General features: G+C 47.2%; 10 protein-coding genes. 3 read left to right on the forward strand and 7 right to left on the reverse strand.

The features are described from left to right. The first annotated feature begins 627 nt into the window (after positions 1-627). On the forward strand, positions 628-3,327 hold the full coding sequence (locus H5336_RS15850) for a cation-translocating P-type ATPase (protein ID WP_185235222.1): 2,700 nt from the start codon (positions 628-630) through the stop codon (positions 3,325-3,327). A gap of 251 nt (positions 3,328-3,578) precedes the next feature. On the opposite strand, the gene H5336_RS15855 is transcribed toward H5336_RS15850, so the two are convergent. Beyond that, positions 3,579-5,021, reverse strand: a complete 1,443-nt coding sequence (locus H5336_RS15855) for an FAD-binding oxidoreductase (RefSeq protein ID WP_185235223.1) — start codon at positions 5,019-5,021, stop codon at positions 3,579-3,581. A gap of 255 nt (positions 5,022-5,276) precedes the next feature. On the opposite strand from H5336_RS15855, the gene H5336_RS15860 reads away from it, so the two are divergent. Both H5336_RS15860 and H5336_RS15865 read left to right on the forward strand, forming a co-directional pair. After that, a complete protein-coding gene (locus H5336_RS15860; RefSeq protein ID WP_185235224.1) occupies positions 5,277-5,603 on the forward strand; it encodes a J domain-containing protein in 327 nt (108 codons plus the stop codon). Positions 5,604-6,640: 1,037 nt separating this feature from the next. Further along, positions 6,641-7,039: a transmembrane 220 family protein gene (locus H5336_RS15865; protein WP_246439112.1), complete on the forward strand. Its 399-nt coding sequence runs from the start codon at positions 6,641-6,643 to the stop codon at positions 7,037-7,039. A gap of 45 nt (positions 7,040-7,084) precedes the next feature. Here the strand turns inward: H5336_RS15865 and H5336_RS15870 are convergent, their stop codons facing one another. The 6 genes from H5336_RS15870 to H5336_RS15895 form a co-directional block, all read right to left on the reverse strand. Continuing rightward, a complete protein-coding gene (locus H5336_RS15870; RefSeq protein ID WP_185235225.1) occupies positions 7,085-8,479 on the reverse strand; it encodes an alkaline phosphatase family protein in 1,395 nt (464 codons plus the stop codon). 187 nt (positions 8,480-8,666) lie between these two features. Next, positions 8,667-9,545: a TatD family hydrolase gene (locus H5336_RS15875; protein WP_185235226.1), complete on the reverse strand. Its 879-nt coding sequence runs from the start codon at positions 9,543-9,545 to the stop codon at positions 8,667-8,669. Positions 9,546-9,575: 30 nt separating this feature from the next. Beyond that, positions 9,576-10,445 carry an EboA domain-containing protein gene (locus H5336_RS15880; protein ID WP_246439113.1) on the reverse strand — a complete coding sequence of 290 codons (870 nt, stop codon included), beginning with the start codon at positions 10,443-10,445 and terminating at the stop codon, positions 9,576-9,578. 6 nt (positions 10,446-10,451) lie between these two features. Further along, positions 10,452-11,324 (reverse strand): UbiA family prenyltransferase, encoded by an 873-nt coding sequence (locus H5336_RS15885; protein ID WP_185235227.1) that lies wholly within the window; start codon positions 11,322-11,324, stop codon positions 10,452-10,454. Next, entirely contained in the window at positions 11,321-12,517 is a 1,197-nt protein-coding gene (eboE, locus tag H5336_RS15890) for a metabolite traffic protein EboE (RefSeq protein WP_185235228.1), read from the reverse strand. Before eboE ends, H5336_RS15885 begins: the two co-directional genes overlap by 4 nt. 20 nt (positions 12,518-12,537) lie before the next feature. Next, on the reverse strand, positions 12,538-14,412 hold the full coding sequence (locus H5336_RS15895; protein ID WP_185235229.1) for a 3-dehydroquinate synthase: 1,875 nt from the start codon (positions 14,410-14,412) through the stop codon (positions 12,538-12,540). Positions 14,413-14,610 lie beyond the last annotated feature (198 nt).

Here is a 14,610-nt window from a genome sequence, read left to right on the forward strand (position 1 = left end):
GTTTTTACTTTTGAGCGAAAAAACTTAACACGTTTCTGTTATTAATAGTATGAAAAAAACGAACATTAAAATAGATGGGGTTGGGTTAGATCTAGGGCCGAGCTGTGTGTATTTTTGTCGCTTACAGGTACAATTTTGACGCGTAAGTGCGTGGTGTTATAGATGTTAGGCTTTAGCGCTATAAGTTTAGATTTTGATTCTGAGAAGGTATGCAGCATACTAACTGCGCACCTTAAAATAGTAGGCCAGCGTTTTTAAATCGGTACGTTGCGTTCTGCGGGGGCAAGGCGTTTAGATTCCCTCGGATGGCAGTATAGGCGACCAGTGTTTTTTTGTGGATAAGGGCCTGTGGCCTAGAGCGTTTGCCGGAAAGCTGCGCTACACTTGGCTCTTCGGTATTCGCCGTATTGGTCGTCGCTGTACAGGGTTAAACGCGGCTGTACCCCTCGATGGATAATCACCGCGGGTCGTCGATATGGTGACGTATCGGGGTAGAAATATTTTGCCTGTCATCGGTCAATTGCAACCTTTTCAATGATCTAGAGGGCCAATATAGGTTACTTCTACTAACAGGTTATGTAATAAAAGTTTCGTCTAAAAAATCTTAAAGCTCACGGGAGAGCGGCTATGAAATGGTTTAACCAGGAACCCTCACAGATTATCGAGCATTTCGAATCTTCTATCGAAAAGGGCTTGAGCCAATCACAAGCGGAATCGAGACTGCAGGAATGTGGGCCTAACGAATTGGCTGAAACTGCTCAAATGTCCACGCTCTCGCTGTTCTTGGTTCAGTTTAAAAACCCTATGCTTATCATTCTCGCTATTGGTGGCCTGCTTTCCGTTCTGGGAGGGCACCTTGTAGATGGTATTGCGATCCTGGTAATTGTGGTGGCCAACGCATTGATCACCTTCATTCAGGAGCTCGGCGCCAAAAAATCTTTGGACTCTCTTCGGGAAATGGGTGCACCTAATGCACTGGTGCTACGTGATGGCGAGTGGCAAAAGTTGCCGGTGAAGACGTTGGTGCCCGGAGATATTGTAAAGCTCAATACAGGTGATGTGGTGGGTGCCGATATACGTCTGCTTGCCGCCAATCAGTTGCAAATTGACGAATCGGCATTAACGGGAGAGTCGGAGCCCGTCGAAAAGAATATTGAGTTATTACATGCTCCTGAACTGGGTATTGGCGACCGTATAAACTTGGTGTTTACCAGTACTATTGTTACGGCGGGCAACGGTACTGGGGTAGTGGTTGATACCGGTATGAATACCGAAGTGGGGCATATCGCTAACTTAATGCAAACAGCGGAGAGCGTTGAAACGCCCATGCAGAGACGACTAAATTCGCTCTCTCATGCCTTAATTGGAGTGGCTGTAGCGGCGGTAGCCATTGTGGTGGGAATAGGTTTGTACAATGGTGCCGACTGGCTGGAAATGTTGCAAACGGGTATATCGCTGTCCGTTGCTGCCATTCCCGAGGGGCTGCCCACCATTGTTACTATTGTGTTAACCATGGGTGCCAAGCATATGGCGCGAGGTAATGCGCGCATAAGGCAGTTGGCCTCGGTGGAAACTCTGGGCTCCACTACGGTAATTTGCTCCGATAAAACCGGTACCCTCACACAGAACCAAATGCAGGTGGTAGCTTATTGGAGCGGTGGTAAAACATTTGACGTGACGGGGCAAGGGTTTGAACCTGTCGGCAGGTTCCTTGATGAAAATGATGAAGAGTTAGATTTGGAACAAACGCCGGAACTGAAATACGGTTTGATTATTTCCGCTATTTGTAACGACGCAGAATTGCAGGAAAAAGACGGGCGTTACTCCATTCAGGGTAATCCCACAGAGGGCGCGCTTGTAGTTGCTGGCACGAAAGTGGGTATTTACCGCGACGCTTTATTTGAAGAAGGCTTCCAATTAATAAAAAGCTTTCCGTTTGACTCCAAACGAAAAATGGCCAGCTCCGTCATCCGTGGCCCCTTAGGCCGTTATTGGCTGATCGCTAAGGGCGCGCCCGATGTGCTTCTGAATCGTTCCAATGCCATTTACTGGAACAATGAAGCGGTATCATTGAACGATGATTTTAAACAGAAAATACATACCGGTATTGATGCCTTTGGTAAGCGTGCACTGCGTACATTGGCGTTGGCGTTTGTTGAAATTACCGAAGCGGATATCGATAAACCCCAAGAAGAGCACGAGCAGGATTTAACCTTTCTGGCCATGCACGGCATTATAGACCCACCTAGGCCCGAGGTTGTTGAAGCCGTTGCTCAGTGTACGGATGCTGGAATTCGCACGGTAATGATTACCGGTGATCATGCCGCTACGGCACAGGCAATAGCCACGGAACTGGGTATTCGTAAAAGCGATCAAGAGCTGGTTGTTACGGGCCCACAGCTGGAAGAAATTAGCGATCGTAAATTGCGTGAACTAGCTCCAACTACCTCTGTATTCGCCCGAGTTTCGCCCGAACATAAGCAGCGTATTGTGAAAGCATTACAAGCGAATGATGAAGTGGTGGCCATGACCGGCGACGGTGTGAATGATGCTCCAGCCCTGCGCAACGCCGATATTGGCATTGCTATGGGAATAGCGGGGACCCAGGTAGCTAAGGATTCTGCCGATTTGGTACTGCTGGACGATAACTTCTCCACCATAGTTTTAGCCGTAAAAGAAGGTCGCAGAATTTACGATAATATTCGAAAGTACCTACGAGCGGGGCTTACAGCTAACGTTTCGGAGGTTAGTTGCGTGCTGTTCGCATTTTTACTTATGGCAAATGAGCCGCTAGTACCTTTAACCGCGTTAATGATTTTATGGATTAATATGTTGGCTGATGCGATGCCAAGCTTGTGTCTTGGTTGGGAAAAACAGGAAGCAGACCTGATGACCCGAAAGCCCCGAAAGCGTAACGAAAGCTTTTTTGCGGAGGGTTTGGGGGCTCGAATACTGGTGCGTGGATTAATCCACGGTTATATCATCTATGCGTTGTTTCAGTTTGTACTTAGCCGAGGCGGAAGTGTGGAATATGCGCAAACGATAGCCTTCGTTTCGCTGATATTTATTCAGAATTTCCACCTGCTGGATGCCCGTAGTTTCAAGAGTATTTATCGCCTTAACCCTTTTGAAAACAAGCTGCTTATTACCGTGCTGGTTGCTGCTACCGGCAGTTCACTCGCATTAATTTACTCGCCACTGGGGGGGATGATACTCGGCACCGTAGCAATATCCGCAAAACACCTGTTAATGACGGCCGCTATTGCCGCCCTGCCAACATTTGTTCTCTCCGGTATAAAGGAATTGTTTGGCGTTAAATGGTTGTAGTGGTCTTCGGCTTTAGTTTGCTCATTAGGTGGGTGTTTGTACCGACGAGTTACAACCAAATGCATATTCTTTGCCGGGGATTCTGCTTCGCCCTAAAAAATTAGGGCTTTGGGGCGAGCACTTAACCGTCTAGGTTGAGCAATTGCAGGTTGAGTAGCCAAACCGGGAATAAGTATTTTCTTAAAAACCTTCGAGAAAAATCTAAGGTTTTTTACCTGCGATAACGCTTAAGGCAGGCTTGACAATTAATGTTAATTTTTATCCGGTTGGGCTATATAGGCCTCATAAAATCGATTGTAAAAAATATAATTTTTGTCATGGAGTTGCTTGATTTTGTGAAACTTTTTGACATTCGGATAGATAGTGCTGAATTGTATAATGGAGGGGAACCGCTGGTAGGCCAAGTAATACCTGCCTTTATGTTCATGTGTGATATCCACCAGCTCCCTGGTCCATGTTTTTGCTTTCTCAATTTCGGCTGTGTCTAAACCAATATTGATATAAAGCACTACTGCGATGGCATCATTGGGTGCGTAACTTAGTACTGCATCGTTGTTTCCTTTTACATGCCTGAGGGTAACACTCAAAAGATTTACATCGTGGGTTTCGACAACGGTTCTCAGCTTATCCACAAAGCCGACAAAGTGATGATGAGGGATAAAATATTCCTGCAATATATCGGTATCTTTTTTACCGTGATATTCAAGGAATTTTATGGGAGGCCTCATGGCATTATTGCGGGTGATTAACGTCGTTTTTTCGGGGCGGTCAATAAAAGTTTTTTGTAAATACCAACGGAGTTTTTTCCCTGTGTTACTGTGTCTTGATCGGTTGAAGAAAAAGGCGTTGAGGGAGATGTTCTTTTCGTTTTGCAGGTCTAAAGGTACGGGTAAAGTTGCTCCTTGCTCGGCCTGATCAATTGGCGAGTGGGCAGTGTAGTCGATAGAGAAGCATTCGCGAAGAAGCGTGCCTCCCTTCGCAATGGCGCAGCGACCAAAATGCAGAGGATTCATTTTGTGGCCATTTGAGAGCAGGGTGGGGTAGTCTCGGTAATCTACAGCGACGACTGATTTACTAAAAATAAGGTTATCCGTGAGTGCAATTTCGGCTTCGAGAATAATCGCTATAGAGCCATACCCACCTATCACGGCATAGAATAAGTCGCTATTTTCGGTTTTGCTGGCATTAACCGTTTTTCCTGATGCTAGAGCCAGTTTCAATTCGTTCACGGTTTCAATAATGGGCCCGTAGTTAGGGTCTCTACCATGTGCATTCGCGCTTAGTGAGCCACCCACGGTGAAAATATTGGATGACTGCATAACCTTTATCGAGAGGTTGTGGGGGTTTATCGCCGTCTGAATGTCGGCCCAGGTTGCACCGCTTTGCACCCGAATGGTTTTGTTCTTCGGTGAAAAATCGACTATTCGATTGAACGGGGTCATATCCAACAAAATTGCACCAGGGTAAACAATATGCCCCCCCTGAGAGTGTTTTGTGCCAGAGATAGCAATTTTTTGCTTGTTAGCCGTGGCGTCTCTAATGGCCTGAATCACTTGTGTTTCGGCGGTAACCGAGATTACTTGGCCTACGTCTTCTTGATTTAGCCGACTGATATCATTCCAGCTGGTAGCGTGACATGTACCTGTAAGCACTAGGAGGTGAAGTAGCCAAATTTTGGCGAAAATATTGCTCATAATGGTCTTATTTTTAGGCTGATTTAGGGGTTTTAGGCCAGCCTGGGGCATAGGCTCGGCTCAGTAGGGCAGCTACTCTACTGCAAAACATGAGCGGTAGTGCTCAGAAGAAGCTAATTAGTTAATTTCTGGCGCCATAATCATTGCTTTGGTGATAGATGAAATAGTAATATAGGCGCCAACTTGCAATCTATTAGCTTATAAAACAGTGCCTATCAGGGAAGTGCTAAAGGCCATTTTGAGCCCACACTACCCATGTCAGACGCCAGTTATCGCATTCTTGGTTTGCGGCCCAAAGCTTCTATAGACGAAGTTCGGGTGGCGTATCGGCGTATGGCTGCGCAGTATCATCCTGACCGCAACCCAGGTGACATGTCGGCAGAAGACATGTTCAAGTTGGTTATCAGGGCTTATCGCCATATTCTTCACACGGCTGAGCTTCCTCCGTCATTCCCCGCAAGAGCGCCGCTCTCTGGTAAGCGCACGTGCCGCCGCAAGCGCTCGGGCACGCGTTCAGACAGACGTTATAATTGGCAGTTGTCAGATCAGTACATCGGTACAAACGTTAATTGCAAAGCCTAGTGTCTAGCCACTATCTCCCCTTGCGTCACACCGAATTTTGTGTGTTTTGTACTGCACGGTTAAAAACTAGATCGTGGTTTAGTTGCCTTGCTCTTGTAAGCGGCTGAGTTACGACTATTTGAGCTTTTAATTTTATCTCAATGACGATTTTTTCTTGAGTAATAACCTTTTGATACTGATTTTATTGTCTTCGCTGGAGGCCATTAGCCTAAACGTTGGAGAGTTAAAGGCAGTTTTATTTTATTGCGCCCCAAGAAAATGAAAATAGTTACTCTGGATTATAAGAAATGTGGTGCGAATGCGCTTGCCCTCATTAGATCTATTGGCCCACAAAACACCATGATTGTTGGAACGGAAAAAAAGTTTTCGCAACGAACGTTCGTTTTGGAGGGTGTTTCTGATGCGAACTAAAATAGCACGCAATTGGTTTTTTTACTGGCTTGAGTGTTATCGTTAGCCTAGTTATTTAGGCGTTTATTTTGTGCCTTTTTAAATGTAGGTAAACAACGCAAGGCTTTGTCGAAGGGATTTTTCAATTAGTTTGCTAACCACCCATGACGAGATAGGTTTTACGCTTGTATGACTGGTGGATGCCATTTCCATTTTGAATGATAGTGTTGCGTAACTGAAGAGTGAATCGAAGAGCTTAAAAAGCTGCGTGAGTTCAGTTGGTTTTGGACCCAATTTTTTGAGAATGATGCATTCCAAGTCACAACAATATTGGCAAAAATAGATGAAAAAAATGTATCGCACATACTCATGAACGTGAATACAGTTACTTTTGGGGGGCATGCTTGGGGATTGCTTGAAGTGTCTATATGCTTTCTGGGTGTTTGTCTTTTTAACGCATCGCATTATGGTGCACTAGATCACATCTTGGGTGCGCAAAGATGACACAGGCCTGGAAGCCGAGCGCTAATCTGTTTTTTTTGATGCTGTGTCAATAGGACTTGTTTCGTGTTTGATATAGAATGACGTTGAAAATCTGCGCCGAACAGGCCAGCACTTATACACATACAATAATAATGAGGCTGGAAATGACCAAACTAATTCACCTAATATTTTGTGCCCTGCTGGGGTACACCGCATGGTTGCAGCTCAATGATCCTGACCCACTTTTTTGGGTAACGCTGTATCTGCTGGCGGCGGCAGTACCATTTGTTCGCATGCTTTCTCTGGGTGGTGGTATTGGCAGTAAGACTACCGGAGTAGCGGCTGGCTATTGTGCTGCAGGAATTCTTATGACCTTGCCTGGGGGGGTAGAGTATTTAAATCACATCACTTCGGAATCGTTAATCCAGGGTATGAGCCCAACTAAACCCTACATTGAAGAGGCGCGGGAACTCATTGGAACCGTATTCGCTTTTTTCGTGGTCGTAGCCTACTGGGTGGTCGATTCGCTTAAGCTACAGAGGCGTTCAGATTACTTCGCTTAAGGCCAGTGCTTAAGGGCACATTATTATAGGTGCCCTTAATTCATTCTAGTCGTGTGGCCCAATGAGTGTAGTCAATAAATCGTATACACGAGTAGCTTCCAGGCCGTCGGTTTTTTGTGTGGCATTGAGGCAGGCGGCTTCAGAGCACATAAAAATGGCGCCGTCTTGTGGCGCGGGTGTGAGTGCGCCATGGGAGCCTTTAACCAGTGAAGTATCGAGTGGGATCATATCCATAAGTGTGCGCATCCCCAGTTTTTTCTGTAGCAGTTTTAAGCCAATTTTTGCCAGCGGAAATTTAATGTCTGGGTTTAAAAAAAGTTCAACTGGGTCGTAGCCAGGCTTACGGTGTATATCCACACAGCGGGCGAAGTCTGGTGCGCGTTGATCTTCTAGCCAGTAGTAGTAGCTAAACCAGGTATCGGCTTTGGCGATGGCCACTAAATCGCCGCTGCGGGGGTGGTTTAGGCCAAACGCCAATTTTTCCTCCTCTCCCATGACTAGATCGATTTCATCTTGTTGGTCCAGCAGTGCGCGCACCCTTCCGATTAATGTTTTGTCTTGTACGTAGATGTGCGCTAACTGGTGATCGGCAACGGCAAACACGCGGCTGGCACCCGGATCCAATAATTCTAGGCCGAGTTCTTCTCGAATGCCTATCCAGCCTTGCTGCCGGAATAGTCGATTTAGGTGGCACACTTTGTTCACTGCATGAATACCGTACTCCGATACGACTACCACTTGGTACTGATGAGATTGTGCATAATCGATAAGTTGGCCGCAAACAGCATCAATGCGCTCCAGTTCTGTGGGTATGCTACTGTCGTCAGGCCCGACTTTTTGAAGGGCGTAATCGAGGTGGGGTAGGTACACGGCGGTAAAGTCGGGTGATTGCTGTTCCAGTGTGCGAAGGGCGCAATCGGCAATCCATTGGCTAGACGTAATATCGCTTTTGGGGCCCCAGAAATTAAATAGCGGGAAGCTCCCCAGCGCTTTATTCATCTCCGCACGTAGGTGGCCCGGAGTCGTATAAATGTCGGGAATTTTGCGACCATCTGCGGGGTACATGGGGCGCACGGTGATTGCCGTATCGGCTGGGCAGTACATATTGTACCAACAAAAAACATTGGCGCTGGTCAGTGGGTTGTTATCTTTTTTTAGCTGATCCCAAATTTGTTCCGCTTGAATTAAGTGATTGCTCTGGTGCCAGAATCGAATTTCTGCCTGATCTTTAAAGTACCAACCATTACCTACAATGCCATGCTCTGCAGGCGTTTTACCGGTGAAGTAGGTAGTTTGAACGGAGCAGGTGACGGCGGGTAACATGGGTTGTATGTGAGTGTTACAGCCTTTCGCCGCTAATTGGCTAAGGTTTGGGGTGTGGGCTCCAATATGTTTTGGGCTAAGCCCAACGACGTTCAGTAGTAATAATTTGTTGGCCATAAACGGTATGTGTCTTTTTTATGGGCACTCCATATTCACACGATTAGTATCTGTTTTTTTTGAATATGGGGTGCGCTTTTATATTATGATTCTTAGCGCCAAATAGCGGTTTATCAGTTACTAGTGCTATGCGAATGTAAAGAGTGGCACGAGCTGAGAAACACGCTAAAGCGGTGGTTATGAATGGTTATTTCACTACTTGGGGCTGCTGCCCTCGAAGCACAGAATTACCTTCGAATAATTGCGACTGGTTGATTTTTTTCGATTCCCAGTCGGCTTCATTTATTCGTCCACTCTTGCTATAGGCCGTTAATGCATTTTGGTAGCAAATTTTGTGTACGTCGTTTTTGTCTATGCCTGATTGCAGCATTAAATTGGCTGTTTTGGGTACAGACATTGGGTCGGACACACCCCAGTCTGCGCTGGAGTCTATAAATATACGTTCAGAGCCATATTCTCGGGCGATATTTACCATGCGCTCGCTACCCATTTTAGTTTGCGGGTATAGGGTGAAAGCTGTCCAGTAGCCACGGTCTTTCACCGCTTTTACAGTGGTTTCGTTATTGTGGTCGATAATGACCTGGGAAGGCTCCAAACCATGCTCTTCGCAAATGTCCATGGTTAGTATTGTGCCTTTAAGTTTGTTCCTGTGAGGTGTGTGCACCATTACCGGCAATTCAAATTTTTTGGCTAATTCTAATTGGGCGCGTAAATATTTTTCTTCTAGATCGGTTTGTTCATCGAAACCAATTTCACCTACGGCTACAACGCTTTCTTTTGCCAGAAACAGTGGGAGAATATCCATTACCGCCTCAGCCAGTTCTGGATTGTTAGCCTCTTTCGAATTTAGCCCGATGGCGCAGTAATGTTGAATGCCAAACTGCGATGCGCGAAACCGTTCCCAACCGACTAGCGAGGCTAGGTAGTCGCGATACGTATCTATAGAAGTGCGTGGCTGCCCCAGCCAAAATGCCGGCTCAATAACCGCTACAACGCCGGCTGCGGCCATGCTTTCATAGTCGTCAGTTGTGCGTGCACTCATGTGAATGTGTGGATCGATAAACATGGATAAACCTTTTTATTGCTTTATTGTTGCCTATGCATGAAGCAGTGCAATTTCCTGCCAGCTTTTTGGCTCATTCTTGGCCCCAAGACTTTTTGCGGTATCGAGGGCTTTAGCGCTGCCGTTTTCTGACAGTGAGGAGAGTATGGCGGACTGAATTTCTTCGCTACCGATTTGGTATTGTTGCTTCAGAAAACTCATATCCTCATTGGTTTTAGCTTGCCAGCCTATACAGCAGTATAAATCCCAGGGTAGGTCTCGCCCAGCCGCCTGTCGCTCGCGGGCATAATCTGCGAGCATAAGGGCAAGCTCTGGGTTACTGCGTTCACGTAGACCAATGATGGGCCATATGGGTACGGCTAAAAATGCTGCTTTTAATATCAATTGATTCCAGCCAGCAGCGTCGAAAAAGCATTTGGCAAAGTCGCTCTGGTGCGCAACTGCGCAAAACACCTGTTCGATATTGCTACGCGCGGCCTCTCGTGCACGCTCTACAAAGGCTTCTTTTTCGGGTATATGGGGCAGGCTTTGAACCAGCATGGTAAGTTCATTCATGTCGGCGGTTTTAAATAGCTCGTTGATACACGCAATATAGGTATCTTTTTCCACAAGGTTGTACAGTGCCAACAGTATCGTCAGTCGTGCAACCTGCGAGCATGTCCAATTACTGATTTTATGGTGGTCGTCGAACGGCTTTAGAAGATCGATCGATTGCGGAATCATGGGTGCGCCGTTAAACCAGCGCGGAGAAGGTGCTATTGCAAACAGATAGTTAAACTGTTGGTGAGAAAAGTTTTTTTCCAAAAGTTTAAGTTCTTCGTCGAGCTTGGTAAATGCTTCGGGGCGTGACAAAGAAAGCGCATCTTTTAGAGCTGAAAATAGAGTTTGTTCATTATTATTCATGGCTAGTTAGCTCGCTGGAATTTTTCTTTGAAGAAGTAAACACAGGATGAATGCGACCAGCGCAAACCGCCCAAGGATAACTTGATCTAGCAAAAATAAAAAAGAGGCATCTAAAAGGCAAATCCCCGCTAAAAGGTTGGAGATAGCCTTGCCGATGTTTCGCGTCTCTCCAGGCATAAGAGAGCGAATGGAATAGAGTGTCCAAAAAATGGTGGCTAAAAGGGTGGCCAGTAGAATGATGCTGAAATTATTGGTGATTGATGCGAAATAAATAACGGTGGCAGTGGGGCAATACAGTAGAGCAATTGGCCACATACTATTCATTTGATTGAGGTGTTCGGATCTTGCAAGGTAAGTAATGCCTGCGATGTAAGCCATAACACAGGCGCCGATGGCCAGTACCGGCCAGCCGGAATTACTTAAAAGATCGGCGGCTGTAACGTATACCAATAGTCGGCAGGCGCCCATAATCCATGCGCTGAAACTCCAAGCCTTGTGTTTCCAGTCGTAGATTAAAATACACACTATTAGGCCAACGGCAGAGATTAGGGCGCTGATAATTTGCTCTTCTCGGGCGATGGTTACAATAAGTAAGATGGCCGCTAAAAAAAACAGGGAACCAAAGGCGGCGGCCTCTTCTACGGTAGTTTCTTTGCTGGGGATTGGCCGGGTAGCATTATGCTGAGCATCCCATTTGGCGTCGAAGGCATCATTAAGGAACATGCCGCCGATGTACATCAGGCTCATGGCCACCATGGCAATAATGGCTAGCGTGTAGTCGGTTAAAAGGCCTGCGAAAGCTAGGCCAACAGCGGTGTTTGTCCATATTGTGGGCAGATTCGACATTCGGCCCAGTTTCAACATCGTGGAGACTTTCACTCTAACAACTCCTTTACCCACAAAATTTCTCGGCTTATTGCCTCTGTAACAGTAGCAGTCTGCAGCTCTTGGGGCAAAACGTCAAAGGTGTAAGTTTCTACTTCCAGATGGGGCGAAAGAGGTGACAAGTTGTGTTGTTGAATTAAATTAATTAAATCGGTTTGGGTTGTTTGCAGTTCGTCGAACTCGCTGTAGAACACGGGCACATGAAAGTGGCTACGCAAAGCGGCACCTTTGGGGGCGCTTGCTAGTGCTTCAGGGAGGTCGAGATAAAACACTGGCTTAGTTGTGCCCGGTGCCATAACGCTGGTTTGGTGGAGATACACGGGGTCTACAAAAGCGTGTAATTGTTGTTGTGCACGGTCATTTAGGTGGTTTACTTGTAATGCCGCCGTCAGCTGTATTTTGTGGATGGGAATGTCGGCAGAAAGAATTTGTCGTGCTGCATCGGTTGCACTCTCAAACATTACCGCTGCGTGACAGGTGTCTAAGCAGATACCGAGGTGTGCTTTTACGTTCTGGCTAATCGCGGCAGGCGTGCAATGGTTGGGTAGTTTCTTTTGTACGTATGCTAGAGCGCTTGGCGATAATAAATATTGTTGGAAGAAGTTGATTGTGCCAGCGGTTGTTTCCAGTAAACAGCCGGGTTCAGGTTCCAGCGCTAGCTGAATTGTTTTTCCGCTGCTGGCCTGAAGCGCTATTAAAAAACAGACAAAATCGAGAACAGTATTGGCAGCTGTTTGCATTTTTTCTTCGGAATCGAAATCGCTACGAAAGCCGATTGGTACTGTAGAAATACTGCCCTTGCTGTTTTCAGGAAGAAATTCACTGAGTAAGAGAGCGAGATCACAGCTGTATTCAAAGCGTTGCGGGGTTTGCCAGTCGGGTTGGTAGACCTGTTCTTTAACCGCCACTTTGTGAAAAGTGCCGTAGGGAAAACCGTTGAGTGTAAAAATATAGAGCTGGTGTTCGCCGAGCCAGGTTTTAAATTCGTTGCGCGCGGCGGTATCGGTACATAGATACTTGGCGGCTTGAGCCGACAACCGAAGGCCGAGCCCAAAAGGCTGCCGAGGGCACACGGCCTGTTTAATTGGAGGGAGCTTGTTTTTTAACTGAGCAAAGAGTGTAGGCCAATCTTCACCAGGGTGAATATTGGTACAGTAGGTTAGCTGGCAATTATTGGCGATTTCCATAGCCGATCCGAACCTGCGAGCTACACAGTGAGTTCGGGTGTGGAATTGGAGCTTTCCAGCACAGATTCAGAGTAGCCTTTCAACTTGTCGCGTGCACTTAGCATGGCCAAGTGATCTATTGCGTCGGCCTCAAAGGTTTCGCCAATACTGGTTAACAGCGTTATGCACAAGCGGCCGCCGAGGTGCTGACGAAATTCTTCCAAGCCTTTAATGAGTGCGCTAGTGCCTTCGTCGTCTACCCACTCCAGGCTAGGGTGCCAAATGTTAAAGCCTAGATCATGCAATAGCTGAAGAACCATTTCGGCGTCTGCTCGCTTTAACAGGCCAATTTCTACTGCGTAAAGTGTGTCTAGTGCCATGCCGATGGCAACCGCTTCGCCATGGCAAAGTTCGTGCTGAGTGAGGGTCTCAAGTTTGTGGGCGCTCCAGTGGCCGTAATCCAATGGCCGCGCACTGCCCATTTCAAAAGGGTCGCCACCATTGCAAATTTGGTTGAGGTGCAGCTCCGCGCAACGTCGAATAAGCCAGTGGTTGGTTTTGGGTTCGCGATTAAAGAGTTCGGCGCGGTGTTCGCAAATCCAATAAAAAAAGCGGCTGTCACGAATCAGGGCAACTTTAATGGCTTCGGCAAAACCAGCGCGGAAATCGCGGTTACTCAATGTCTGTAAAAATTCCGCATCGTTAATGATGGCGTGCGGTACGGCAAAACAACCGAGTAGGTTTTTAAGACCGTTACTGTTTATGCCGTTTTTAACGCCTACCCCGGCGTCGTTTTGAGCGAGTACGGTGGTAGGCATACGCACCAGTCGCATACCGCGATGAAATGTAGAGGCCGCATAGCCCACAGCATCCAATAAGCCGCCACCGCCAATAGCAATGACGTAGGCGTGTCGGTCGAGCGCGTCGGTGAGCATATGATCGTGCATACGCTCGATTTGCGCGTGGTTTTTTGCGGCTTCGCCACCCGGTATGGCAATAGGCGTTGATTGAAGATTCAGCTGATGGTGTTTACAGTAATGTTCAATTTTGGCGGTTAAACCCGGGTGAGAATTTAAAACCTCTTGATCGACAAAAAACTGTAGTTTGATGGCGGTATCTTCCGCTCTATTGCGTCGTAACTGGCTTACAAGCAGCGTGTTTTGAGGGTGAAAGGCATCCTGGGTGAAGCTTAGTGGGTAGCTAAAGTTGACACTAAAGCTAGGGTTCAGCTGATCGTTGGTAAACGCCGTTTGGGGTAAATGTTGGCTAGACGACTTAAGCTTCTGTACAAATCGAAAGATACCAAGTGCGCTCATGGGCAAAATAATGCTGCCAGCGAAGGCGAGAATGAACGATGTGCTGGCGTTAGCCCAAGCGCCTGCAGCTGAATAGGCCAAAGCAATACCCGCGTTTGAGAGCAGGGTAACGCGCAGGAATGCGGCGAAGGGCATGCGCGCAATCCCTGCCGCAACAACACTGGCTTCGGCCAGCACGGGTACTGCTCGAGAAAAGATTAAAGCGCCTGTGCCGTAGCGTTGTGTCAACTGTTGGGCCGAATGAATATCTTGAGTTGAGAAAAAGCGCATTAAGAAGCGATTCCCCGCACCGGCTCCGAGTAGATAGCCCAATATGCAAGCCGCACTCATACCTAGCCAGACCAGCACAAAACCCGAAATAAAACCGTAGTTAATCACGGCCCATATGGACAGTACAGACGAGGGGATAGGTAACAAAATATCGGCGTCTAAGCCAGTGAAAATGGCCACGGCGATGCCTAGCGGGTTACTCGCAGCGCTAGAATGGTGGTTCACAAAGGCATGAACGGGCTCTTCAAACAGTAGGTGCGATGCGACTATTGCGATCATCAACAGGGCGACAATAAGCCCATAACGGGTGGCTACATGGCGTGTGGGCATGGGTATACCTCTGGCTTCTTTTATTATTATTTTGACGCGGCTTAGTATGTGTTTATGTGCTGTGAACTCGTCGATGCATGCACGCATCGGGTAAGCTCACCCGAAGAGCTTAATTCAAGCGGCGACTTAAATCCACGCTCAAGGCCACATTTGACCCAGAGCTAACGCTAACCGTTGGGCGCTACTTCAGCATGGCTG

The sequence above is a fragment of the Teredinibacter franksiae genome (genome assembly GCF_014218805.1).
Lineage (GTDB): Bacteria > Pseudomonadota > Gammaproteobacteria > Pseudomonadales > Cellvibrionaceae > Teredinibacter > Teredinibacter franksiae.

What these genes read in the sequence shown, in the direction of transcription:
- H5336_RS15875 (WP_185235226.1), bottom strand. Translation starts at nt 9,545, where the DNA reads ATGTTTATCGATCCACACATTCACATGAGTGCACGCACAACTGACGAC.
- H5336_RS15865 (WP_246439112.1), top strand. Translation starts at nt 6,641, where the DNA reads ATGACCAAACTAATTCACCTAATATTTTGTGCCCTGCTGGGGTACACC.
- H5336_RS15895 (WP_185235229.1), bottom strand. Translation starts at nt 14,412, where the DNA reads ATGCCCACACGCCATGTAGCCACCCGTTATGGGCTTATTGTCGCCCTG.
- eboE (WP_185235228.1), bottom strand. Translation starts at nt 12,517, where the DNA reads ATGGAAATCGCCAATAATTGCCAGCTAACCTACTGTACCAATATTCAC.
- H5336_RS15850 (WP_185235222.1), top strand. Translation starts at nt 628, where the DNA reads ATGAAATGGTTTAACCAGGAACCCTCACAGATTATCGAGCATTTCGAA.
- H5336_RS15855 (WP_185235223.1), bottom strand. Translation starts at nt 5,021, where the DNA reads ATGAGCAATATTTTCGCCAAAATTTGGCTACTTCACCTCCTAGTGCTT.
- H5336_RS15860 (WP_185235224.1), top strand. Translation starts at nt 5,277, where the DNA reads ATGTCAGACGCCAGTTATCGCATTCTTGGTTTGCGGCCCAAAGCTTCT.
- H5336_RS15880 (WP_246439113.1), bottom strand. Translation starts at nt 10,445, where the DNA reads ATGAATAATAATGAACAAACTCTATTTTCAGCTCTAAAAGATGCGCTT.
- H5336_RS15870 (WP_185235225.1), bottom strand. Translation starts at nt 8,479, where the DNA reads ATGGCCAACAAATTATTACTACTGAACGTCGTTGGGCTTAGCCCAAAA.